We start from the raw sequence: 22,167 nt of genomic DNA on the forward strand, positions 1-22,167 counted from the left end.
GTCCACAGGCGGAGCACGCTGGCGCGCAGGGCGCGGTATTCGGAGATGACCTCCATGATGTCAAAGCCCGAGCCCATGCGGGCCACACCGTGCAGCACTGAGGCGTGGTCGAGCCCATTGCTCTCTTCCCCAACAGCGCCGCCGCGGCCTTTGGACTTGCTTGCCTGCTGTGTAAGGGTCTGGCCGCTCTGCATATCGCGCGCGGTGGCCCGCAGCATTGCCTCAGCATCGTTTCGCAGGGCGAGCTTGGTCATCTTCCCGCCGGGCGCAAGACTGCGCGCGAACGTTTCCCATTCCGCGAGAATGGGCTCGACATTCCCAAGAATGAAGTCCGCCAGTCGCATCGATTTTTCCGTTAGGAACATTTCGAGGATAGAGGCATGATACCGCTGGGGACGGCCCAAAAGTTGGCAGCCTAATGCCTCTTTAGGAGTGAGTAAGTCATTGACGCGATCGCCGCCCTCACGCGACCCCCTCCAGAAACTCCGGTTTGTCCGATTGGGCCTAGGTTCTGGGGGATACAAACACGCCGCAACCAACCGAGCAAAGCCTTACATCGCAAAGCTTTTCACATTTATACTGCCGTGTTGGATAAGCTGCTAACCCCGCCTAAATGAGCACAAAGTTATGCCACCCCTACTGTGGCGCTCTTATCCCAATCCAAGCTGTAGCCCTTCTGCCGGGCAAAGTTCCGCAGTGTAGGTCTAGATATCTCAGCACCGGGAATTGTGTTGATCCATGCATGGTACTCGTCATGCACTCCGCCAGTGATGACGATGAGGTTGTCTTCATCAGCTGCCAGCCTGGGATCAACAGCCTCGGCAACAATGTGGTGAACATGCTTCTCATGCTCTGGTCCAAAGGCTTGGCCAGTGAGTTGACAGACTTGATGCTTGGACTTGAGCCTTCTAATCACTCCGGCCTTAAAACTGGCTAAATTCTTATCTTCTTGGGATGCAATCATGGCTAGCTGTGGATGAGCAGCGATGATGTAAGCCAGGAGTGCTGCACTAGCCCGGTAATCAGTTGCCCGCCGTGGTCTATCTGTAGCCAAATGGTCGAGCAGGATTTGAACCCCAATGGGCCTTATAAAATCATGCTCTGATTGGACTCCCAGCTCGTCGGCAGTCACTAGATAGGTTCTTAGGATGTCGCGATAGGCTTGCACAATGCTCTTAGCCATATCCTTACTACGGGTCAGCAAAGCGCCATGCAGGTGCTTGATGGAGAGGTAAGCTGCACCGTTTTTGAATACAAGCTCACTCAGCAGGCTGTTGAACTTTGCGATCTGGCCTTTTGTAAGAGTTGTATCTAACTCAATTTTGTTGTTGTCGTTGAGTACAATCCGCTGCATGGCGTTCCTGGGACTAAATCCCTACCCCGCCGTTGAGCTTCACGATCGCAAGCATCTGATTCCTCAGTCGGTTGAGGTTTTGCATTTGCTCATCAAGGCCACCATTGTCGGGGTGATACTTTTGGGCTAGGCGCTTATATTCAGCCTGGGCTTGAGACTCCATTTCAGTCGCTGCCTCAGGGATGCCAAAGTCTTCAAACTTGGCCCGCTCAAAGTTGCGATCAAGTAGCCAAAACCCAACTTCATCAAAGCCCGTACCCGTTGCGGCGTGGGCTCGGAGCTGTTTATTTTCAGCCTCAAGCTTGGTTACTTGCGCTTCCAAAGTGGTGACCTGAGCCTTCAGATCGTCAACACTTGGGGCGTTTAACTTATTCGCCAGTGCCTGCCAACTGCGGGCTTTCAAGCCAAAGTGCTGCTTGGCATCGGTGAATGTCTTGAACTGCTCTTTGAGTGATGCAGCCGTATGCTTGGGAGAGGCAGAAGCCATGGTGAACTGCTCAATTGCGTAGTCCAATAATGGACAGATCAATGAAGCCTCACGCCTATGAAATTGGCATCTTTACGAAAATCTCTTCAAGCGCGGAGTCTCCATACAAGGATTTGTCAAATGAGGTTATGGGGGCCAGTGTAGGCTCATAGACCATTAAGCAGCCCCCTAAGCTCCCTCAATGCGGCGTTGAGCTGCTGCCGGTGCTCAATGACTACCCGCGATCGCAGGCCATGCTTGACAGCATTCTGAGCTACGACGCGCTTACCGTCTTCCGTTTTGGGTCCGGTCGACTTCTGCCATAGCTTCGACCTCAGCGCAACCTGGCGCTGCAATTCCCTCCGCTCCGGTGTCCATGCGCTGGCCATACTCTGACGCCTCCAGTCGTTGTTTTAGGTGCTCAACTTCTGCAACCAGCATGTTGTTTTGCTGGTTTTCGATGCTCTGATTTTTGATGAATGTCGTTTTTCTGGGAGCTTTTAAATCTGCGATCGCGGTGGCCAGCTGCCTCGACGCCCGAGAGCACTTCACCGCCATGTCCACAATTTGTGGAGACAGCTTAGCGTTATTGCCGCTTAGGTTGCCAGCGGCCAGTCCGTAGTGAACGGCCATGCTGTTGAGCATGTAAAACTGCTCGACCAACGCCCGCTCAATGTCGCTTAGGTCGCCCTCCTTCACCTTCTTGGCCGTCTCCCAAACCTTGGCCCTCAGCACATCACTACCCCGTTGCTCCAGTCCAAAATGGAGAGCAGAAGCCATGGCCGCCGCGGCGCCTTGGTCATAAATAGCGCGAGCCATAGAGTCCTCTTTCTCTGGCGATCGCTTGGGGGGTGGCTCGATATTGTCCAGCATCTCGTTGGCCTGCTCAAGTGGGTTCATGGTAAAAGTTTGTTTGCTCTAGTTTTGAAAAGCGAAAATCTTTTTTGTTTAAGGCGGCGGGAATGGGCTCAGAGCCGGGCGATCCAAACCGGGCCGATCGCCCTCTCGGTAAATCAGAAAGCTGCCCCAGTGCCCAACGCCCTGGGCGTGGCCGTTCTGTAGCGCCGTCTCTAGGACGGCAACCACATCGCGCTGGCGACTCAGCCCAGCCATCGACAGGCACACGACCAGATCGCCGCCGTCGCGATCGGGCTGGGTCTGGGTGATGATGTGCCAAGCCCCGACAGTGCGCGATCGGGGGTAATGCCGAACAGCATGTTCGACCTTCAGCGGGCAAAGGGGTTTTGGTTTAGTTGTCATACTGCGACCTCCAATAATTGAAGATCGGCCAATGCTGCCGATCGAATAAACCCGGAAAGAGTGTTTTTAATCGTCGCCGTCTCGCCATTAACGGCTGTCACCAGCCAGGGGCTGAGGCTGGCTCTCATCTGCACCTCAGCCCCAACCCACGAATCCCCTGTATATGGGGGTTTCGCCCTGTCACACCCCCCCTGTAATATCTCCAATTGAGGGGGGGGTGTGACAGGCGCGGGCTCTGGGGTTTGGGCTGGATTGCGCCGTTGCGCCCGCCTTTGCAGGATGGCAAGCTGCTGTGCTTTAACAGCCTGGTCAATCCAGTAGATTCGCTTGCGATCGCCATCGACACGCAGTTGCTTAGATTCGGTAGCGATACCCACCTGATCAAGTAGCTGGCCCAGGATTTGAGCGCCTGACATATCAGAGTTGATGCTGATGTTGAGCGCCGCCTTAACCTGGGGGGCCAGCCCGAGAGCAAGTTTTTTGAACTCTGCCAACCTGGCAGAATCGCTCAACCATTCGTCTGTACTGTTGAGCCACTGATCTAGGCCCAGCATTGCCCGCACCTGTCGCCGCAGTTCCGCGTGGGGGGTATCCCAGGGACAGATCCCTTTATGCCACTGTGCCTGCTTGCCGATCGCAGCCGCGTCAACATCGGGGGCCAGGCTTGGGTTAATGAACTGCTCCAGGTCACGCAGTTGCCCGCGCCGTCTGCCATCGTTGTCATTTAGCACCAGGTCGGGGGTGACTTCGTCTAGGGGCACCGCGTAGAAGTCAGCCAGGTGCCATTTTTGCAGGGCATAGCGTTCGTCGGGGTCGATTGACTCTGCCGATTCGAGCGCCGTCACCTGAGCGGGGGTGAGGTTGGCCGCATTTGCGATCGCCTCTGCCTCTGTCTCTCGAATTTGTTGCCGAGCATCCTTTAGGGCATCGCGGGCCGCTTCGTTGACATCGAGCTTAATAAATGTGAGTTTGTGCCCTTCGTTGAGCAGCCGCACCTTGAGCGCCGACCGTAGGGCCAACATGGAGCGGTTGCGCTGTGCCTCGATAGTTGCCCACAGATCGACGTGGGGGTTGAGCCAGTCATAGCTGGTTATCTCTGCCCCCAGCGCCCCCAGGCTGGCCGCTGTAATCTGGCCGGTTGCGTTGGTCTTGTCCTGTAGCAGTTTCTTCAAGCGTAGCGGGTTGGTATCCCTGCCAATGCGGGAAAAACTGTTACCGCGTTTAGCGCACCATACGATCCTGGGCACTGGTTGCCGTACCCTGGCCAGCGCCTGGGCCATATCGGCATCAGTGGAGCTTGCCCCCCAGAAAATGCCGTAAACGGCATCATAAGCGCCATGAGTTTCGATGCTGACGCCAGTACCCATAGATGGGGTGGCAATGACAACGGTGTGACTTAGGTTAGCGTCGGGGGCTTTGATATAGGCCTGTTCGGCTTCACCGCCGCTAGTTTCTGAGTTGAGTAGGAGCACCTTACCGCCAGCGCCCTCGATGGTGCTGATTATCTGATTCAGCCGTTTAGAGCCTGCTTTGCTGTCGGTGGCGATGAATACCTGATTGCCGTCTGCGACATCATCGACTAGCCGCGCCACAATGGCGCTGGCGTCGATGGATTCGATAAAGTCAACGGACCAAGGTTCGGACTTGGCGTCGTTGACCAACAGCCAAGCGGGGGTAGTGTCACCTCGCAGAGATTGAATGTAGTTGATACTGCCCTTGTCTAGGTCGGCATCGGCCAGTATGACGCGCCGTGCCACCTGCACTAACTCAGTGAAACGGGCCAGCAGTACGGGCCGCTTACCGTCTTTATTGCAGGTTGAGCTGGTGAGTAGGTGCCGCAACACCTGAACCACCTCATCTAGAATCAGGTCGCACCCTTCAAAATCGGCGGGGTTGACTGATAGCAATGTGCCATCAACACAGCCACCAACCCTCAGGGTATAGGCCGTGCCATCGGTGTAGCGCCCCTGGGTTTTGTCTAGGTCGCCTCTGTAGTTGATGCATAGGCGGTTGCACAGGTTGCGGGTTAGCGCAATTCTGTGGCCCAGTAACAGCGCCGCATCGTCACCACCGACTAACCCGGCGATCATCTTCGTTTTGCCGGTACCTTTGGCCGAGCTGATAGCAATAATGCCGGACTGAGGTATTGCCGTTCCTTCGACGGTCTCCAGCTTTTGAGTATTGAGCCGTAGCGCCGGGGTGAGCCCCCCCAACTGATTTTGTATGGCCAGTTTAAGGCGATACTCATCTAGGCTCAGAGCTTCGGCGATCGCCGTTTGAGCAGCCTCAGGGCCAGCGTTGCCGATCAGATCGTCTATGCCCTTACCCTTGGCGCCATTCCACAGGGCCAGCCGAACAAAGCATCCTGAACGGGCCAGCAGCCCCCCAAACTTGAATAATGCTGCTGTGACTTTGCGCCGGGTTTTGGCGGCGCTGTCTTGGTCGAAGGCCAACACGACGGGGCGATCGCCGTAGCAGAACGGGTCTAACTCAGGAATCAGCGCTGGGGAAATGGGAGCGCCGATCGCGTCTTTGGCTTTGTACCCGCCATTTACCCCGTATAGGCTGATTGCGATATATCCCTGACTGAGCAGTGACAGGGCTTTTTTGCCGCCTTCGGTGTAGATGATTTCGAGCTCGGGATGCTCAGCCACCCAATCCCAAAAACTGCCCTCCATCGGCACGTCGCAGCCGTAGCGGGCTGCAATGCGCCGCCTGATAGCTGGGGGCACTGGGGGCAGGTAGGGCTTACTGCCCGCGCCTGTGGGAGCAAAGTAGCCCTTACCGTCTTTAGGCTTGAAGCTGACCTTGGCCTGCCAGGTCTCGCCTGACTCACTCAGGAATAACGCCGCTTCAAATGACTCCCGAGCCTGATGCCCAAAGCGAGAATACGACCACCCTAAGGCATCGTGAATCGGGGTTGATGGATCGCCACTGGCATCTAGCTCTAGGTCGCTGTGCAGGGCGATCGCCGCCTCAAACAGCCCTAGGTCTATGCCCGATTCAGTTAAGCATTGTTGGGTAATTTGCTGCCGGAAGGTGCTCATGATTGCACCTGCGGCTGGCACAATTCGATCGCCGCATCCGCAACTAGCTCGAACCGACTCGGCGGTATTGGCCCTCCATGCTCTTTAAAGTGGTCTAGTATCAACTCAGCCTCAGGGCCGAAAAATCTCCCAGGCAAAGGCTTACCCGTCCAACCATCAATGCAGCGATACCAATCGCCGGTGCTGAATGGATGGGGGACCAACCTCAGGGGAGCGTCGGGGAGGACAGCAGTGCCAAATCGTGTATTATGGTAAAAGCCACCAGAAAAGCTTGTTAATGGAATCAGCACAACGGGCAGTTGTGTCTTCGCAAAATTCGGTTGTACCATGGGGTTAAGTGCACCCCTCCTTTGGTGGGGTAAACGACGACCGCTTTGCCGAAAGATGTAGGAGTTGGACGGCTTGCGGTATTGGACTAACTAAACAAAAACTGACCCTTGCTTGAGTTAGCAGCTCAAGCAGGGGTTTTGTTTTGCGACTCCTTTAAACGGGAAAAACTACCGCTACGAACAAAATCGGCAACGGCGCTACGAATGATAAGGCTCCGGCAGAGTCTAGGATTCTCCGCCACGGCTTGATCGATTAAAGTCAGATCTGCGTTAGGGATGCGAATCCCAATTGGAGTGGAAACAGTGCTAGGCATTGTTTTATTGGAATTTATGCGAAGGGGACTTGCGGTCTTTTTTCGATTTGCTCCGGTGCGACAACACGGGGGCTATTTTTGTGGGACTTGAGAGCGAATAAACTGGCGGATCTCCTGCGTAGGCTTCACACCTCGATCGGCGCACGATTTCTTGAACGCGGCGATAGTTGTGGGCTCAATTCGACACCCAAAAACGGTACTCATCGACTCGGCGGTTTTATCCATGGGGACTCCTGTAGTACATGACCCAAGCTTAAAACTGATATCCCTTCGCGGGCCGTTAGTGCGCCGCTTTGGCTATGGTTTTTAGTCAGGGGCTGCTGGAAGCTTGTAGAACACGTCTGACCTAAGCCTAAAACCGATACCCTTAACGCGGAACGCGATGGCCCAATTTGGGTATGGATATTTAGTTATGAGCTACTGAAAACTTGTAGAACACGTCTGACTCAAGCCTAAAACCGAAGCCCTTTGGCAAACCGTCAATGATCCACTTTGGGTACTGCAATTTATTCAAGGGCTTCGACTTAGCCATATAGATCTGTAGAACACGTATTCTAAGCCTAGAGCCGAAGCCCTTTGGCGATCCGTTAGTGTGCCGCTATGGGTACGGTAATTTAGCCTCTGATTCCACTTCGACGTCAGAAATCCGAGTCATGGAATCATTGCCCAGTAAAGCTTTGATGGACTTTAAACTCAAAAAATCCGAGGCGTTCGCCGGGCCGATCGCAACTGGGGCGCGTTTGGCTTTGTCTCCGGTGGTCATCCTGCCACCCGCTGCCACAGCTGGGCAATCTGAGCCAGCATGTTCTGGAGTGTTTCCCGGAACGCCCGGTGCTCCGTCGCGTTGGCCGCCATCGTCTGGTCAAACCGCTGTCGATCGGCTCTGGCATCTTGCAGGAAAGTCTCAAAACGCTGGTTATGCTCTGCATTGAGCTGTTCAGAGCGCTGTCGATCAGCCCTAGCCTCAGCGAGAAACACCTCAAAGCGTTGGTCGGCCTCGGCTTTGTGCTGTTCAGCCCTCTGTGCCGCTTCCTGCTGCTGCTGGCCCATGTCGGCAATCATGGCCACGGTGTCAGCGATGGATTCCTCCAGCTGGGTCTGGGTTCGCTGGTCGCCCTCATCAATGCGTCCGCCCCATGCCTCGATCGCGCGGGCGTTGGATTCGGTAATTTTCTCGGTGCGCGCTAACCCCTGCTCAATGCGGTCTAGGCGCTCAGCACCAGCAGCATTCGATTCTGCCACTTGGGCCAGCAGCTGCTCTATCCGTCCTAGGCGATCGCCGCTGTAAGTCATCTATTTGCCTCCCTGCTGCTCTTTCAGCCACCGCTCAATCAGCATTGTTACAACCTCATTCATAGAGGTTTGCTGCAAAGCGCACTGGGATTTGAACTGTGCTCGCAGGTCGGGCTCCATTAATACTCGTATCGCCACGGTCTTTTCCTCGCTGCTCATTATCTCGGCAACAGTGCAACGCCTTAATTATGGGCGATCACTGCATTAATGGAAGCTTTATGCCAAAACTTCTTTCTGCATATTAATGCATAACTGCATATTTATGCTACAACTATGTCATGAGTTCACCCGAACCGCAAATGAGTTCACCCGAACCGCTATTCACCTACACCGAGCTACGCCGCTTCATCGCCCAGCACCTGGGCAAAGCGCCTGCAAAATCTACTCTGTCGGGATGGATGGCTGAGGTTTTGGACTTGCCCGAGGCTGACCCACAATGCCCACGTTCTTACACACTGACCGAGGCTATGGCCTTGGTTCTCTGGGGCAGGGCTGGGGAGTTAGCCAGGCGTGGCGATCGGTGTTCTCGATCTGAACGACGCAATCAGTACTTTCTTGAGGCTTATCAAAAATGGCAGTCAAATCGGCAGACCAAATCAAATCCCGCGCAGCCAGTACCGACAAGGGTTTCAGCGGCGTAAAAGAATCACAGGCCAGCACCCAAACGCCCAAACCGTCGGCTTACCGCGTTGAGTCGGCCAACGCCCTCGCCGTCGCCAACCAGCGCAATAACCAGGAATTGCAACAGTTACTCAGTAGCGCGATCGCAGCCCAGCAGGCCACAGCAAAGCAGACTGCCTTGGTGGTTGATGCCCTCATGAGCGGCGAGTTTTTGCACCAGCAAATCAATCAGGAACTGGGCGCGATCCAGCAGCAACGGCAGGAAATGATGCCGCAGTTTGAAGTGCTCACGGTCGAGGCCCTGCTGCCCAGTGCCGACCAGGTGCTGCACGACCTCAAGCTGCTCCCTGCCTAGACCACCGCGATCGCCTTTTTCCTAACCCTTTATTTGAAGTAACACCATGTCCCAAGATATTTCCGAGCTATCACTTGATTCCACCCCCGGAATGATCAAAACCTTGGCTGCTGGAGTCGCCGAACTCCAAGCGCTAGAAAGCCTTCCGGTCAACACGCAGGAACAAGAATTGGACGTTTTGCTGCGGGTCATCAATGCCCTGGCTGAGGAGCTGGGCTACGAGCTTCATGGCTAAGGCCCAGATTGAAAACCCCCAGCAGGCTGGCAGGCCAAAGCTGGGGGCATTGCCCGAAAACCATCACGTAAACGGACATCCCAACATTATGACCCCTTCAACTTCCCAGACTTCATTGACCTTAGGCATTGCTGCTGGCATAGCCGATCGCGTTGAGCGCCGGGGTCAGCAGATTACGCCGGAGGATGCGATCGCGCGGGCCAAGGCAGCGCAGGCGCAAATGGCCAAATTTGTCCGGTTGAGGGCTGCGCGATCGCAGCCGCTTAGCGCTTAGACTGCACCGCCCCATTACCTGAGAAACCACATGATGAAACCTATCCACGGTGTTTTCGCCCTGGCCATCATTGGCACCGCGATACCCAGCGTTAGCAACCTCGGCAACTTCGCCTCGAAAGTCACCACCGCCCGCGCCGAGGCCAGCCGCATCGGCGATGACATGACTGAGCTCACGCTGAGCCAGCAGGAGCAGGCGCAAAAAAACGAGGTCGCGATCGCACGCTACCAAAACGGCTGCATTCCGGTGGTGAGTGTTGACCAACAGAGCTACGTATCCCTGGTGCTCAACCTCCCAGTGATAGACAGCGCTTCCAATCAACCCATCCCGGTGGGCTCGATTGTCTGCGATGCCCACGGCAACACAGGCATCATTACCGACGATGACAGCGACCCCAACTCCCCAGGCGTCACTCAAAAAATGGCCTTCACCGGCGATAAGTCCCTAGTTGACTGGCGAATGAACCAGTACCAGGGTGCCGCCTACTACATGCCCTCAAACTAATTCCCAGCACACCTTTGGAGGATCGAACCCATGACTACCTATTCCACTAAAAACACCTATCAGACTAAAAAGCGCTCCACTCGCTCTCAAAATTCAGGGGCCAAGACAGCGCGATCGCTACTCTACTGGCTCGCCATCTGTGTTGCCGTAGTAGTTGCCGCCGCGAACATGCTGCCCTATTGCCGTGCGGTATCCCTGGCCCTAATCAATATCTTTGACCTGCAAGGCTTGGTTGGTTTTTTCGGGAATCGTGCCCTGGCCCTGATCTCCATCCCCGTTGGGATTGTGCTGTGGGCCTTCATCCAGACGGCAGAGACTTACCCAATTCTGCTGAAGCACGACCGCAAGCTGATGCGCCTGATTGCCCTTGAGGCCGATTCCGCCGACCAACTCCAGGTGAATGAAGACGACGACCCCGCCCTCGTGCGGCTAAAGGAATGGTACAACCACTTCCCCATGCTCTCTATCCGCACCGCCAATCGGGCCAGCCTGTCCGCCTACATCGTGGATACCTTCATCTGTTTAGCCGTCTTCCCCCCTGTCGATGGCGGGTTTGGAAAACTGGTGTTTGTCGTCTTCACCGGTCAATGGGGCCTCATCAACTGGGGCTCTGTCGGCCTCATCGTCACCATGCTGTTCTGCTTTGAACTGATGGTGCGCTTTATCCTGTTTCTGGGTCTGCAATGGCACTACCTGAAACGTGCCCACGGTTAGAAAACACGGCAACCGGGGGCAACGATGCCCCCTTACTTTTAGGTGACACCATGAGCAACTTAGTAACCAAAACCCTTTGGATTGACACCGCCGAAGATGCCGCCGAAGGGATGCACAACCCCAAACTCTATATCGGGGGTGGTCTGGCCGGTGGGCTCATTCTGGGTAGCCTGCTGAATCCCCTCACAGGCCTAGCTGCCCTGGCCTATGGCATCTACTTGGCCTGGGATGCTAACGAGCGCAACAGCGACCAAATCGAGGCTGTAGGCGATGGCCTGGTGGCCCACCTGCTGGATAAAAAGCACCTGAGACAGTACCAGGCCGATGTTGGGAGCGATCGGGTGCAGGCGGAACTGGCCCAGGCGATCGCGCGGGAATTGCGCCTCTCAGACGAGGCTGAAAAGCTGGCTAAGTCGATGGGTCTGCTGGGCAAGAATGCTCCTGCTGCCCCGCCACAACTGCCCCCAGCCGCGCCTGAGGATGTAGCGGCATTGCCTGCCCCCATCGGAGCCAGCACCCGCCTAAACGCCCTGCCTGTCGCAGCTGCCCCAGCTGAAGCTCAGCAGTGGGATGCCGATGAGGTAGCGATCGCCCCCACGGCAACCGGTATCCTGCAAGACTGCCTGGCCTATCCCACGATTCTCATCTACGGCCCCCAAGGGAGCGGCAAGAGCACCCTAGCTCATTGGCTGATTCAGCAACGGCTCGCCGCTGGACACCACTGCGAGATTCTAGACCCCCATGCCGCCTACGGGGCCTGGGAGGGGTTGCCGCTCTATGGCGCTGGCATGAACTATCAAGCCTGCGACGATCGCCTGGTGGCGTTTGCTGACCTGGTGAAAAGCCGCTACCAGGTCTTGAGCACTAAGCCTAATTTCAACCCCAAGCCCCATACCTTGTTGACGGAGGAATTTACCAACTGGGCTCAGCACTGCCCCCACGCCGGCCAGTTTTTTGGCAGCTCAATGAGCGACCTGCGCAAGGTGAATATGTTTGCCGTCTACGTTGCCCACGGTCGCACTTTAACCAGCTTAGGTGGCAAGTCGGGCGTAGCCGAACAACGGGACCAAACCTTACTCGAAATCGAGCTATCTGCGATCGTTGGCCCTGGGGGAAAGCCCATGCCATCGGGTAAAGCCAACGTCTATTACCCTGGCCAGAAAAACACTCCGATCGCCGTGGAGGTGCCCACTCTGGAGCTAGAGCAAACGGCCAACAACCAGGGGCTAGAATCCGCCTACTCTGCCGATAGCTCAAATGATGAGGTTGCCATTATTAGGGAGGTTTTGATTAAGGCTAACGAGCCTCTGCTGGCATCCCAAATTAGGCAAAAGCACCGGGCACTGAAAGACGGTGTTGATACCAAAGCACTGGAGCAAAAATTAGAAAGGATGGCGCACGAGGGCTTTATCGATCGCATTCCCGAGACCCCACCTAAATACGCTGTCTCGTGACTGTCTTGTGAGTGTCTTGCCCACAAGACAAAAACCCTGAAGCCCTTGTCTTGTAGGTTGTCTTGTCGTCTTGTAGGTTGTCTTGTGAGTGTCTTGCGAAACAACCCACGAGACAGCCGCAAGACGCCTACAAGACGGCCACAAGACAGCAGCACCGACTACCCTACACCTCTATTTAGGAGTAGCAGAAATGACCTGGCAATGCTCTTACAGCCCACTCGAACTGCACCAGCTAAATCCTCACGATTTTGCCTACGGCGATCGCGTTGTCCTGCCCGATGGTCGCACTGGAATGGTGTCAAAGGTTGGCTACAAATATGGCCATGTCGATGTCGATTACGGAAGCGATTGGAAAGGACTTCTGGCAGAATTAAGGCCAGCGATACCCGCCGAAATTGGGCAGCCACGTTATCAGCAATTGAGCTTAATTTAGTGCGATCGCGCCGCAGCCCACAGCATTGAGGGCACTACCTGAAAATCTCACATCTTGAAGGAACACCCATGTTCACATTTCCTGTTGGCTTATTCACTGAGACCGCCCCTTGGGACTTCGATCGCATTGCTACCGACCTGTGGATTGATGCCAGCGCTAACCTATTCGATGCTGTCTCTGGAGGCAATGCCGCCGCAGCAGACGCGCCGGTGCTACGGATAGGTGACAAGTCAGGCAATGGTCGCGACCTGAAGCACAGAGGCACCAGCGGCAATGCAGGCACTCGCAAAGCAGCAGCGGTTAACGGGCGCGACATTGTGAGGCTAGATGGCACCGATGATGGTTACAGCCTCGACGCCGACCTGGCCCTCGTTGACCACACCATACTGATGGCATTCAGACCCGCCGCGACGATCACCGCTGCATCAGTCGGGCAATGCCTGCTATCAGGTGGCGTGGGTGGCAGCTCCTCAGCTGAGCTGATTCTGTTCACTGGGGCAGTAACCGGCAACATCCCCACGGAGCGCCTCAGCCACCTAATCTTGCAAGACATCGGCGCGGGCCTAAACGTTTTTGGCTATGCCAAGACTGACGCCGATATCTCTGGGCCTAACCAGTTCTCTCTGGTTTGGGATAACAGCGCCCAAACCTTTGCAGGCACACTAAACGGGAACGACGATTTCGGCACCGTTTCAGCAGCAGGTGGTTTTGCGCCAAACCGCAGACCTAACGTGCTCCGGCATGTGGGATTCAGGGGCTTCAATAACGCGGCCTTCGCTGCGATCGACCTGATGGAGCTGGTGGTCGTGGCAGGGGTCTTATCTACCGATGACCTACTTCGAGGCCAGGGGCGACTGGCCCATAAGTGGGGCATGACGGCGGGGCTGCCCAGTGGCCACCCATACAAGGCCACAGCGCCGATGGTGTAGCCTAGGCCAGTAGAATTTCACCATGCCCCGGCGATCGCGCTGGGGCTTTTTGTTCCCTTCAGGAGGCTAGTCGTCAACGTAAACCATTGACCCGCCCATCATGCCGCTACCGCCAACCTTTTTGCCGCTCTGCGTCACCAGGCGAATGCGTGCCTTGTCTGGGTCATTGGGACTACTGGCAATGGCCCATCCCTTCCAGAGGTGGGTCGCTAGCTCCAGCCTGACGGCTTTGTTTTGACTCAAGAATGCAGTGGACACGCCAATGTCAATGCAGGCGGGGCAGTCTAGCGGGGGCTCAGTTTCGGCAACCCCAGTGATCACCGTCCCGTCGGGGTCGATTAAGCTAAGCTCAGACCGAAAAGCATCAATCGTACTCCCGCCCCCGCTGCTGCTAACGGACGGTGCTGCGGCAGCCTCTACCTTGGCTTGGTAGGTGGCATCGCGCTGGTAAGCCACATCCCGGTTGGCGGCATATTCAGTGGCTTTGGCTTGAGCTTCGGCGTAGTCGGGATGATCGACGGGCACTAGGCCCAGAGAATTGATAGCCCAGCCCCACTTTTCTGCAACGCTTGCCCACTCAGATTCTCCAGCACTCTGCGCCGCCACCGCTGCCTCATACCCCTGCTGCTTACCATGGACTAAATAATCCGCCGCTGGCGGCGCTTCAGCAACCGGTGCGGCCTCGGCGGGCTGCTCTGCGGTGGTGCTGGTTAAGCTGCCGCAACCCGCTATAAGCAGGCAGGCGGCGAGGGCAAGGGGGCGGATCATGGGGCGGATTTCTAAGACTGTGTGCCTAGAGTGCCCTGCGGCAATGACTGCCACTCCCAGTTCTGGCGCAGTTTATGGAGAGTTCATGAGTTTTGAAGCGAAACGGTGGCTCAAAACAAACCCCTCACGGTCCAGCGAGATCCGTGGGGGGTAACTTAGGGTGCATCTACGGGACGTTCTCAGGAACTCGCTGCTGGTTTAATGGTGCCCGCCTGTTTATGGCTGATCATTCAATGAGGTAGCTATCTGGGCCATCTGGCTGAGGGCCGCCTCGCAAAGTCAGATTAAGTCGGCGTAATAATCAACCATGTGGTCGCGTGCGTTGTCCTGTGTTGGGAAAGTGCGGGTCGTGAAGAGATCACCGCCACTATTCACCTTAAGGTAATGCTCGGTTTCGCTGGCCCGAATGATTTCGATGGAATCTCCCCGTGTATTTCGGTTTGAGAATACAGATCTTCCGTCGGAGCGAGCCTGACGCCTTAAAGACTCACAAGCGATTCCATCGCTATCGTCATCCAAACTACTAGGTGCAGACCCTTCCTTGAGGTGATACTGTGCCTCTCCCCATGACGCAAAGTCATCGCATACTTGCCCGGCCATGGGTACTGCTGCTGCCACCGCACTAGCCTCTACCAATTGAGGCGCACTCCCGGGACAAAGATGATCGAGGCTCCTAATCTCTCCGCCAAGACTCACCATATAGCAGTAATGATCGATGCTTGAGTAATCATTAGCTCTGGCAACACATGGCAATAGCAGGCTTGCCCCAATAAGGGCAATGGCAGGGACTGTGGGCTTAAATCGGGGCATTTTCATAAGGATGTTTAACGGTGCTCCATCCCAAACATTCCCAGCAGGCCGCACACTGAATCAGATGCCCACCAACTCTTGACCAGCCCTTCACGAATGACCAGCTGGGGCTAACCAATATTGGCCAGTGGGTCAGTACCGATCAAAACAAAACCCCCACGGGCCAGCGGTGCCGGTGGGGGTTTTCAATATCGGGTGCATCTACGAGACATGCTCGTGCCGCTGTGGGCCTATGGTGCCCTGGGTGGTGGGGAGCAGCAGCGGGGGCAGGGTGCGATCGCGCCGGGGCTTTTTGCTGCCTACGCTCGCTGCCTCATGTCCATCGCTATCAGCACAGCAGTGCCCATCCACCAGCTCAGGTTAAAGCCCAGCACGGTATACATTGGCCAATCAGATGGCCATGTCCCAAAATCCATTGCCGCACCCATCGCAACATGCTTATGGTGCCCCAAACAAAACCCCCACAGGCCAGCGGTGCCGTGGGGGTTTCAGTATTGAGGCTTCTGCATTGCCGCTGTGGGCCTATGGTGCCCTTGCTGGTGAGGTGCGATCGCAGGGCAAAGGTGCGATCGGCCATGTGGCTTAGTCCGGTGAGCTGACGCGCTTGCAAGCGTACTCTGCCCCGTTAGCGTCTACAGCTTTGCAGTGGACGTTACCCCACTTAACCACCGTCAGCACATCGCCTTGGGGGGCCTCAAGGGGAATCGTGCCCCGCCCCAAACGCTCGACCAGCTCCGAGGCCGATAGACCCATGCTTGTGGCCAGGGCCTTAAAACCTTCCCATCCCTCATCGGTGGCCAGCAGCTGGCGACGCTTTTTGGCCTCCCCATACATCGGCTCACGGGGCTGTAAATTGCCCTGGCTGTGGGGATGCTCACCGGGAGAGAAATCACTCTTTTTTCTGGGCACAGCGCAAACCATTGGGGCACCTCTCAATCTATACCGTGTATTGCGATAAGCCTAGCACAGTTCTATTTATGTGTAAGGCATTGACATTCCAATCTATGCTGTATATATTGAGTGCATACCCGGCGGGGAGAAAACCGCAGGGCGGGGTGAAAATCCCCCAACCCCCTGGTAGGCGCCTTCGCCGAGCGGACGACAAAGACCACTGACAACCGTTGACCGTCCTCACGCCTCCTGGGAGGACGTTAATCAAAAGATTTGGAGCGCTTTGGTCGTGCAGGCCGAGTTGAGCGACATCAATATAGAGCCTGCAACTGATTTCGCCAGCCGGTAACCACGCCGCCGGGGAGGTGCAACCCCTCCCCCTGGCCTTAGCCCTACCCACTACACGGGGCTGTCGTTTTTGGAGTTTTCGCCATGTTCGGATTTTTCTTGTTCGCTGGCCTGTTTGTTGCCCTCTGCCTCTTCACCGCAGAGCCCGCCGCGCCGGTGCCGGTGGTCGATGACCTGCCCTCGCTGGAGGAGCTGCTGGCTGAGGCCGAGGAGTTGATCGCCAAGCCGCTGCCTCCCCTCACGGCGGCGCTGGTTGCTCAGGCGCAGGCTGCTGCGATCGCTGCACCGGTGGCCGTGGCTGTGGTCAAAGTCGAGACGCCTGCCAAGCCGATCGCCCAGATGACCAGCGCCGAGCTGCGGAAGGAGTGCGGCCGCCGGGCGATCGCCTGGCGCAATGCCCACGGCAAGGGCAAGCACATGCTGAAGGGGGAAATGGTTGAGGCCCTGTCCTAGGGCGATCGCGCTGCCAGCCCACGGCGTAGAGAGGGCACAAACGCAAAACCCCTAGCAGGGCCTCAGAAACGCTGCTAGGGGCAGTAAACCAAACGTGGAGTTTGATATGACCGCAATTCTACAACAGACCGTGATCGCGCCATTGCCCACCGCCACTGCACGCCGCACCTACCTGGCTACCCTGGCCGATGGCAGCACCGCCCGGGTAACCGTTGCCCAGGGCTACCACCCTGCTCTGGGAGGTGGTGAAATTGCCCAGGTCAAGGCTGCGATCGCACTGCCCATTCTCGCGCTTGCCATCGTCGGCTAAGCGTAGATTGCCCTGGGGCTGGCCCTCGCTGGTCCTAGGCCAAGGGTTAATCTACTGGGGCACAAGATGTATGTCTTTGAAGCTTATCTACTTAGTCATCAATGTATATTCGTGTTCCAGCCGTCCAATGACTTCCACCAAAACGCTTACCGCTAGGAGTTCTTAACGATATGTGGGCGCTGTCCGGGGCGGTCGGATTACTTATCCTTGCCCATTGAGCTTGCATTCCTGCAGCCGCCTCGCGCTGCACTTCTTTGTTCTGCGCTAGAAAATCTATCGTTACTGTCACTTGTAAGATTTCATTGTCAGAGGGATTCAACTCGACGGATTTCACAATTGAGGCGCTTGGGTCAGCCTCATGCAGCCATTCGCGATAGCGAGTTAGGTTACTCTTCCTCAACTCCGGGTTTATAGCCACTTCAGCTTGGCTCTTATTGCTCAGTGCCGCTAGCTTGTTTGCCTGATATTCTTCAATTTTTGTCTGCGCTTCGGCATAGTCTGTGTGCTCTCTTGGAACCAATTCCAGTTGAGAGATGGCCGCTTGCCATGAATCAGCAACGGCTGTCCACTGGTCTGATGTTGTCGCGGACTGAGCAGCGACCGCTGCCGAATACCCATTAGTCTTGCCATCCTGCAAATGATCTGGGGACTGAGCAGTTGTAGGCTCCTGAGCTGAGCTCACAGATTTAGGCTCGCTTGCCTCAGGGGCTGCTTCTGTTGCTGGGGCTTGCGTAATTGTTTGTAGTGGCTCATTAAGCTGTTGTGTAACGACTAGCAAAAGCCAAAAGCCACTTGCAATAGAGAACCCTATTTTGATTGCTTTAGGCCAATTACTTATCCATGCGAGAGTAATACCGCCAGGGGGAAAAACCATCAACATGACTATGATTAGCCAACTCTTTTGATGCAACGGAGTTGGCCTTTCGCTACTAACTAGATTTTTTGAAGCAGAACTAGACGAAGGTTGAGCACTGGCTGTTAATGGCTCTGCTGGCCTGATCCCCGCTAACTCCCATTGCTCCGACCAGGCATCCCCCTTCCCATTTTCCCTTGCTGTGACGATGACCTTGTCAAACCCAGCAGGCTTAATGCTGCCTAACTCCTGCCGGATCATGGTCAGCACCCCTTTATCAGGTGCTGTCTGTCCTCGTAACGCCACCCGGAGCAACGAGCCCGAGTTGGTGACCCTAACAGTTATGCCCTTGGAGGCAAAGGATTTGTTCATCAGGGCTTCCAACGCTTTGGGGTCACCGGCGCGGGCAGCGTTTTTTAAGGCATCTGTCATGAGATTTATGTTCGCCGTTTGAGGTCATCGGCCTGGCACTGTCTTATCGCCCCCCAGCTCGCTCGCTCGCCGCACGACCACCGCATAAATTTCCGTTGGCCATTCGATCAGTGGGGACGTCGCAAGGGCCATCGCTACTACTACCAGACCCACCCCCAGACTGACTACCACTTACCGTTGCCGATGAAGAACTTGAGGCAGAGCTAGGCCCAGCAGCAGGAACAACGGTCAGGTTGTTGCAGATGGAGGACAGGTTCAAGCTGCTTGAGGTGTTGTTTAGGTGCATGTAGCACCTCATGTCGCGTTCAGCTTCAGAGCGGGAGACTCGAGGATAAGGATAGGCATTGGCAGAAGCTGAGGTGATCACAACGGCCAGCGCCAGGCCACTAGCTGCGATTTTCAATAGGGACATTTGCATAAGAATGGTTTACGGTGCTCCACCCCAATCATTCCCAGCAATCTGCATATTGATCGGGCTACCCACCAACTCTTAACCACCCCTTCACGAATGACCAGCTGGGCCGCCCAAAATAAAACCCACCAGCCTGTGCAGCCAGTGGGAGGTTCAGGAGTGCTACGAATTGGCCCTAGGTTGCCCCGATTGGCCAATGGCCTCGCGAGGTTATGTCGGGCAGATTAAGGCTTGTTAACCTTAACTGTCATATGCCCAACGACGGACTAGCAAAAAAGCTGAAACCCGCATTCTCTCGTTGACGGGTTGCAATACCAGCAAATATTCAAAGACTCAAAAGCATTGCTGTATAAGGGCTGAGTTTATCAATTTAGTCCAGCTTTGGAATATTGGACTAAACGCGCTCACCATGCGGGCTGATTAGTACACCCGCCACCAGCGCCCCATGTCTTACTTATGTCCGGGCTGTCACAGCCGGGGGCTTAGTTCTGGAAAAAGCGCAATTTTCCCTCCTTTTCCCTCCTTTACACTCTGACGACCTTTGCCCCGTAGCGATCGCGGTGGTGCCAGGGTGGAATGGGTTTATCAAATAAAGGCATTAGACCTTAATAGCCTAAGCTCCTAAACCCTTGTTCGGTTGTACCCATGATGGGCTAATCTCATCATGCCTTTAGAGGGTAAATCGATGGCCGCGATCGCCGTGGTGAATCAGAAGGGGGGCAGCTCCAAGAGCACAACTGCTGTGCACCTGGCCCAATGGCTACAGCAGCGGGGTGATGACGTTGCTTTGGTCGATGCTGATGCCCAGCGCAGCAGTTCTATCTGGGTGGAGGCCATGGGGAGCACTATCCCCGTTCACATCCTGGCCAGCCCCGACGACTTAATCGAGCAGATACCCGACATTGCCGAGCAGCACCAGCATGTGGTCATCGATGGCCCCGCTGGTTTGTCTGAAGCAACCAGGGCCATCCTGTTTCGGTGCGATTTTGCGCTGATACCTTGCCAGCCCACCGGCGTTGACCTGCGCAGCGCTGCCGATGCCATCAAGTTGGTTAAGCAGGCCCAGAGCGTGCGCAATGGCCCCCCAGGTGCTGCCGTATTCCTGGCCAGGGCGGTGAAGGGGACGCGGCTGAAGGATGAGGCGATCGCACTGCTGAGCCGGTCTAACGTGACCATCTGCAAAGCTGTCATTCACCAGCGCCAGGTGGTGGCCGACACCTTTGGCCAGGGTGCTACCGCCTGGGGGATGCCGGGCAAACCTGCTGCCGATGCTGCTGGGGAGTTCGATGCTCTGTTTAAGGAAATGATGGGGATGCTGCCATGAGCCCACAGAAGCGCCGCAGTCTTGACGACGCTATGGCCGCCAGCTTTGTCTATGGCGATAATGAGGCCCCACCACCAGCGCCACAGGCTCCATCAGAACCGCCGCCGGTGGACACCTCAAAGCCCACGCCAAAGCGCAGCACCAAAAGCAAGCCAGCAGACTCACTAACGACCGTGAATATCAAAATCCCTCGCAGTCAACAGCGATGGCTGCAAGACACTGCCCAGCAGGTGCGAGACAACAACCCAGAGCCGGTGCCACCACCCCAGCGAGTTTACCCTCAGCACCTTATCCAAGCCGCGATCGCCCTGCTAGAGGCCCAGGACGTGGACTGGAGCGCCGTGCGCAACGTAGAGGAGTTGAGGGATAGATTAAACCTCTAATACCTTTATGGGTTTATCGATTTAGCGGAATGATCTCCCTACCCTATCCATTGAGTAGACATGAATGGGGTAGAGCGTGTCTTCTACGCTTTGATTTGAGCGAACGGCATCATCCCGGTCTTGCCGATAAGAAATGAGGGTATCAATGCGTCTTTTGTATTCTGCTTCGGTTTCGTTGTCCAACTGCGGGTACAGGATGTAGATGGTCTCGATGGTCACGTTCGCGTCAAGCACCTCTTCGTAGGCAGCTGTCGATTGGCTGACATCTCTCCGGCTAGCACCCAAGATGCTTGTGTAGTCGAGGTCTAGACAGCTGCCGTCGGGCAAAATTATGTAGGACATGCCACACGCATTTGATACTTGGGCTTGGGCTGGAAGAGCGATCGCAAAAGTCGTAGCTAGGAGAATGGGCGAGAGTAAGTTTTTCAGCATGTGCTCGGCGTTGAGGTACTTCTACCCCTTACGCAGCCGTGTTCCAGCGAGCCGAATGCTTTACGAAGCAATCACGGTTGAGCAGTTTTTTGTAGGCGCAATATAGGCAGCAGGCAAAGTGATCACCAAGACATCCAGCACATGCAGCAAAGCCGACAGCGTCGCCCATGGCGGTGTTGGAGGGGGTTGTGGTCAAAGACAAAATGAGAATAGCCAAAGCGGTGGAGCCGACACCGTACCCTACGCTTGCAGACGATCGACTTCAACCGGGGTCAGCTGCGGCAGGCGGACGGTGAACGTTGTGCCCTCCTCCGCTGTCGAGGCCACCTCTACCGTGCCTCCATGGGCGACAACAATCTCGCGCACAATGTACAGCCCTAAGCCGATGCTGCCAACTCGCCGCGCTGTCGATTTTTGCATGGGTTGGCGAATGAGCGGATCGAAGATTGTCTCCAGCATCTCTGGCGGGATCGGCGGCCCTTCGTTATGCACGCTCAAGACCACGGTAGATCCGTCTGAAGCGACCGACAGTTCCACCGGTCCCTCGACTGACCCATGGTGAATTGCATTGCCCATGAGATTGGAGACGACCTGGCGGAGCCGGGCCGCATCCCAGTCGCCCGTGAGGTCGCCAGCCGAGTGAAAGCGCAGCGTGCGCTGGGGGTAGGTAAGGCAGAATCCCTCAAAGACGCTGCGACAAAGTTTTTCCAGATCGACCGCATCGCGCGTTAGCGGTATCGTGCTGCCTGCCCCTGTCGAGGCGAAGTCGATCAGGTCGCTAATTAACCGCGTGACCACCTCCGTGTTCTTCTCGATTATCGACAGCGCTTGGGGAGAGCTTGGGTCTTGATTGGCGGTGCGCGCGATAAGTTGCGCAGCCATGCTGATGCCGTTCAGCGGGTCGCGCAGGTCGTGGCCGAGGATGGCCAAAAACATGCGCCGTGACTGATTGACGCGATCGGTGTAACTGCCGACAGCGGCGGCGAGCGATTGATCGATCGATTCGTTGAAGCGGGTGATATCGTTGACATCGTTGATGTCGAATTGCGGGTGACTCTCAGTCCACAGGCGGAGCACGCTGGCGCGCAGGGCGCGGTATTCGGAGATGACCTCCATGATGTCAAAGCCCGAGCCCATGCGGGCCACACCGTGCAGCACTGAGGCGTGGT

Annotated in this window: 27 protein-coding genes and 1 pseudogene; 13 read left to right on the forward strand and 15 right to left on the reverse strand. The window is 56.0% G+C overall.

Translation table 11 applies throughout. From position 1 onward, the window contains the following. From H6F59_RS07705 to H6F59_RS07745, 8 genes and pseudogenes are all read right to left on the reverse strand, one after another. Nucleotides 1-365: pseudogene (locus H6F59_RS07705) on the reverse strand (sensor histidine kinase); the annotation flags it as partial. Nucleotides 366-625: 260 nt separating this feature from the next. Further along, nucleotides 626-1,354: a hypothetical protein gene (locus H6F59_RS07710; protein ID WP_190697314.1), complete on the reverse strand. Its 729-nt coding sequence runs from the start codon at nt 1,352-1,354 to the stop codon at nt 626-628. Between the two features lie 13 nt (nt 1,355-1,367). Further along, nucleotides 1,368-1,841: a hypothetical protein gene (locus tag H6F59_RS07715; RefSeq protein WP_190697317.1), complete on the reverse strand. Its 474-nt coding sequence runs from the start codon at nt 1,839-1,841 to the stop codon at nt 1,368-1,370. A gap of 264 nt (nt 1,842-2,105) precedes the next feature. Next, nucleotides 2,106-2,720: a hypothetical protein gene (locus tag H6F59_RS07720; RefSeq protein WP_190697320.1), complete on the reverse strand. Its 615-nt coding sequence runs from the start codon at nt 2,718-2,720 to the stop codon at nt 2,106-2,108. 48 nt (nt 2,721-2,768) lie between these two features. After that, nucleotides 2,769-3,080, reverse strand: a complete 312-nt coding sequence (locus H6F59_RS07725) for a hypothetical protein (RefSeq protein WP_190697323.1) — start codon at nt 3,078-3,080, stop codon at nt 2,769-2,771. Next, entirely contained in the window at nt 3,077-6,127 is a 3,051-nt protein-coding gene (locus H6F59_RS07730) for a plasmid replication protein, CyRepA1 family (RefSeq protein WP_190697326.1), read from the reverse strand. Before H6F59_RS07730 ends, H6F59_RS07725 begins: the two co-directional genes overlap by 4 nt. Nucleotides 6,128-7,529: 1,402 nt before the next feature. Then, nucleotides 7,530-8,063 (reverse strand): hypothetical protein, encoded by a 534-nt coding sequence (locus tag H6F59_RS07740; protein ID WP_190697332.1) that lies wholly within the window; start codon nt 8,061-8,063, stop codon nt 7,530-7,532. After that, nucleotides 8,064-8,222 carry a plasmid partition protein ParG gene (locus tag H6F59_RS07745; protein ID WP_190697335.1) on the reverse strand — a complete coding sequence of 53 codons (159 nt, stop codon included), beginning with the start codon at nt 8,220-8,222 and terminating at the stop codon, nt 8,064-8,066. It lies immediately after the preceding gene. Nucleotides 8,223-8,634: 412 nt separating this feature from the next. Here H6F59_RS07745 and H6F59_RS07750 point away from each other — a divergent pair, with 412 nt between their 5' ends. The 8 genes from H6F59_RS07750 to H6F59_RS07785 all read left to right on the forward strand — a co-directional run bounded on the left by H6F59_RS07750 (nt 8,635) and on the right by H6F59_RS07785 (nt 13,582). Continuing rightward, nucleotides 8,635-9,039 (forward strand): hypothetical protein, encoded by a 405-nt coding sequence (locus H6F59_RS07750; RefSeq protein ID WP_190697338.1) that lies wholly within the window; start codon nt 8,635-8,637, stop codon nt 9,037-9,039. A gap of 46 nt (nt 9,040-9,085) precedes the next feature. After that, nucleotides 9,086-9,274 (forward strand): hypothetical protein, encoded by a 189-nt coding sequence (locus H6F59_RS07755; RefSeq protein WP_190697341.1) that lies wholly within the window; start codon nt 9,086-9,088, stop codon nt 9,272-9,274. Beyond that, nucleotides 9,267-9,548 carry a hypothetical protein gene (locus tag H6F59_RS07760; RefSeq protein ID WP_190697344.1) on the forward strand — a complete coding sequence of 94 codons (282 nt, stop codon included), beginning with the start codon at nt 9,267-9,269 and terminating at the stop codon, nt 9,546-9,548. The genes H6F59_RS07755 and H6F59_RS07760 overlap by 8 nt, the downstream gene beginning before the upstream one ends. A gap of 30 nt (nt 9,549-9,578) precedes the next feature. Beyond that, complete coding sequence (locus H6F59_RS07765; RefSeq protein WP_190697347.1) at nt 9,579-10,052, forward strand: hypothetical protein; 474 nt, start codon at nt 9,579-9,581, stop codon at nt 10,050-10,052. Between the two features lie 30 nt (nt 10,053-10,082). After that, a complete protein-coding gene (locus H6F59_RS07770) occupies nt 10,083-10,766 on the forward strand; it encodes a hypothetical protein (RefSeq protein ID WP_190697350.1) in 684 nt (227 codons plus the stop codon). 50 nt (nt 10,767-10,816) lie between these two features. Then, complete coding sequence (locus H6F59_RS07775; RefSeq protein WP_190697352.1) at nt 10,817-12,220, forward strand: ATP-binding protein; 1,404 nt, start codon at nt 10,817-10,819, stop codon at nt 12,218-12,220. A gap of 190 nt (nt 12,221-12,410) precedes the next feature. Then, the gene (locus H6F59_RS07780) at nt 12,411-12,653 is read left to right on the forward strand and encodes a hypothetical protein (protein ID WP_190697355.1); all 243 of its coding nucleotides are present in this window, start codon (nt 12,411-12,413) and stop codon (nt 12,651-12,653) included. A 68-nt stretch (nt 12,654-12,721) separates the two neighbouring features. Beyond that, a complete protein-coding gene (locus H6F59_RS07785; RefSeq protein ID WP_190697358.1) occupies nt 12,722-13,582 on the forward strand; it encodes a hypothetical protein in 861 nt (286 codons plus the stop codon). A gap of 66 nt (nt 13,583-13,648) precedes the next feature. Here H6F59_RS07785 and H6F59_RS07790 read toward each other — a convergent pair whose 3' ends face one another. The 3 genes from H6F59_RS07790 to H6F59_RS07800 all read right to left on the reverse strand — a co-directional run bounded on the left by H6F59_RS07790 (nt 13,649) and on the right by H6F59_RS07800 (nt 15,511). Continuing rightward, nucleotides 13,649-14,350: a hypothetical protein gene (locus H6F59_RS07790; RefSeq protein WP_190697361.1), complete on the reverse strand. Its 702-nt coding sequence runs from the start codon at nt 14,348-14,350 to the stop codon at nt 13,649-13,651. 279 nt (nt 14,351-14,629) lie between these two features. After that, nucleotides 14,630-15,166, reverse strand: a complete 537-nt coding sequence (locus H6F59_RS27560) for an excalibur calcium-binding domain-containing protein (protein ID WP_397193145.1) — start codon at nt 15,164-15,166, stop codon at nt 14,630-14,632. 195 nt (nt 15,167-15,361) lie between these two features. Then, a complete protein-coding gene (locus tag H6F59_RS07800) occupies nt 15,362-15,511 on the reverse strand; it encodes a hypothetical protein (protein ID WP_190697367.1) in 150 nt (49 codons plus the stop codon). A gap of 43 nt (nt 15,512-15,554) precedes the next feature. Between H6F59_RS07800 and H6F59_RS07805 the strand changes: the two genes are divergently transcribed. Continuing rightward, nucleotides 15,555-15,746 carry a hypothetical protein gene (locus H6F59_RS07805; protein ID WP_190697370.1) on the forward strand — a complete coding sequence of 64 codons (192 nt, stop codon included), beginning with the start codon at nt 15,555-15,557 and terminating at the stop codon, nt 15,744-15,746. Here the strand turns inward: H6F59_RS07805 and H6F59_RS07810 are convergent. Further along, nucleotides 15,743-16,069, reverse strand: a complete 327-nt coding sequence (locus H6F59_RS07810; RefSeq protein ID WP_190697371.1) for a hypothetical protein — start codon at nt 16,067-16,069, stop codon at nt 15,743-15,745. The genes H6F59_RS07805 and H6F59_RS07810 overlap by 4 nt on opposite strands. A 414-nt stretch (nt 16,070-16,483) precedes the next feature. Between H6F59_RS07810 and H6F59_RS07815 the strand changes: the two genes are divergently transcribed. Continuing rightward, nucleotides 16,484-16,852 carry a hypothetical protein gene (locus H6F59_RS07815; protein WP_190697374.1) on the forward strand — a complete coding sequence of 123 codons (369 nt, stop codon included), beginning with the start codon at nt 16,484-16,486 and terminating at the stop codon, nt 16,850-16,852. A 106-nt stretch (nt 16,853-16,958) separates the two neighbouring features. Next, nucleotides 16,959-17,162, forward strand: coding sequence for a hypothetical protein (locus tag H6F59_RS07820; RefSeq protein ID WP_190697377.1), 204 nt, complete (start codon nt 16,959-16,961; stop codon nt 17,160-17,162). 91 nt (nt 17,163-17,253) lie between these two features. On the opposite strand, the gene H6F59_RS07825 is transcribed toward H6F59_RS07820, so the two are convergent. Next, a complete protein-coding gene (locus tag H6F59_RS07825; protein ID WP_190697379.1) occupies nt 17,254-18,447 on the reverse strand; it encodes a hypothetical protein in 1,194 nt (397 codons plus the stop codon). 1,097 nt (nt 18,448-19,544) lie between these two features. Between H6F59_RS07825 and H6F59_RS07830 the strand changes: the two genes are divergently transcribed. Both H6F59_RS07830 and H6F59_RS07835 read left to right on the forward strand, forming a co-directional pair. Then, nucleotides 19,545-20,183 (forward strand): AAA family ATPase, encoded by a 639-nt coding sequence (locus tag H6F59_RS07830; RefSeq protein ID WP_190697391.1) that lies wholly within the window; start codon nt 19,545-19,547, stop codon nt 20,181-20,183. Continuing rightward, nucleotides 20,180-20,566, forward strand: coding sequence for a hypothetical protein (locus H6F59_RS07835; RefSeq protein WP_190697382.1), 387 nt, complete (start codon nt 20,180-20,182; stop codon nt 20,564-20,566). The genes H6F59_RS07830 and H6F59_RS07835 overlap by 4 nt, the downstream gene beginning before the upstream one ends. A gap of 21 nt (nt 20,567-20,587) precedes the next feature. Here the strand turns inward: H6F59_RS07835 and H6F59_RS07840 are convergent, their stop codons facing one another. Then, nucleotides 20,588-20,998, reverse strand: coding sequence for a hypothetical protein (locus H6F59_RS07840; protein WP_190697385.1), 411 nt, complete (start codon nt 20,996-20,998; stop codon nt 20,588-20,590). 240 nt (nt 20,999-21,238) lie between these two features. Further along, nucleotides 21,239-22,167, reverse strand: a 929-nt coding sequence (locus H6F59_RS07845) for a sensor histidine kinase KdpD (RefSeq protein ID WP_190697388.1), incomplete at its 5' end; no start/stop codon positions are given.

The organism is Nodosilinea sp. FACHB-141, assembly GCF_014696135.1.
Lineage (GTDB): Bacteria > Cyanobacteriota > Cyanobacteriia > Phormidesmidales > Phormidesmidaceae > Nodosilinea.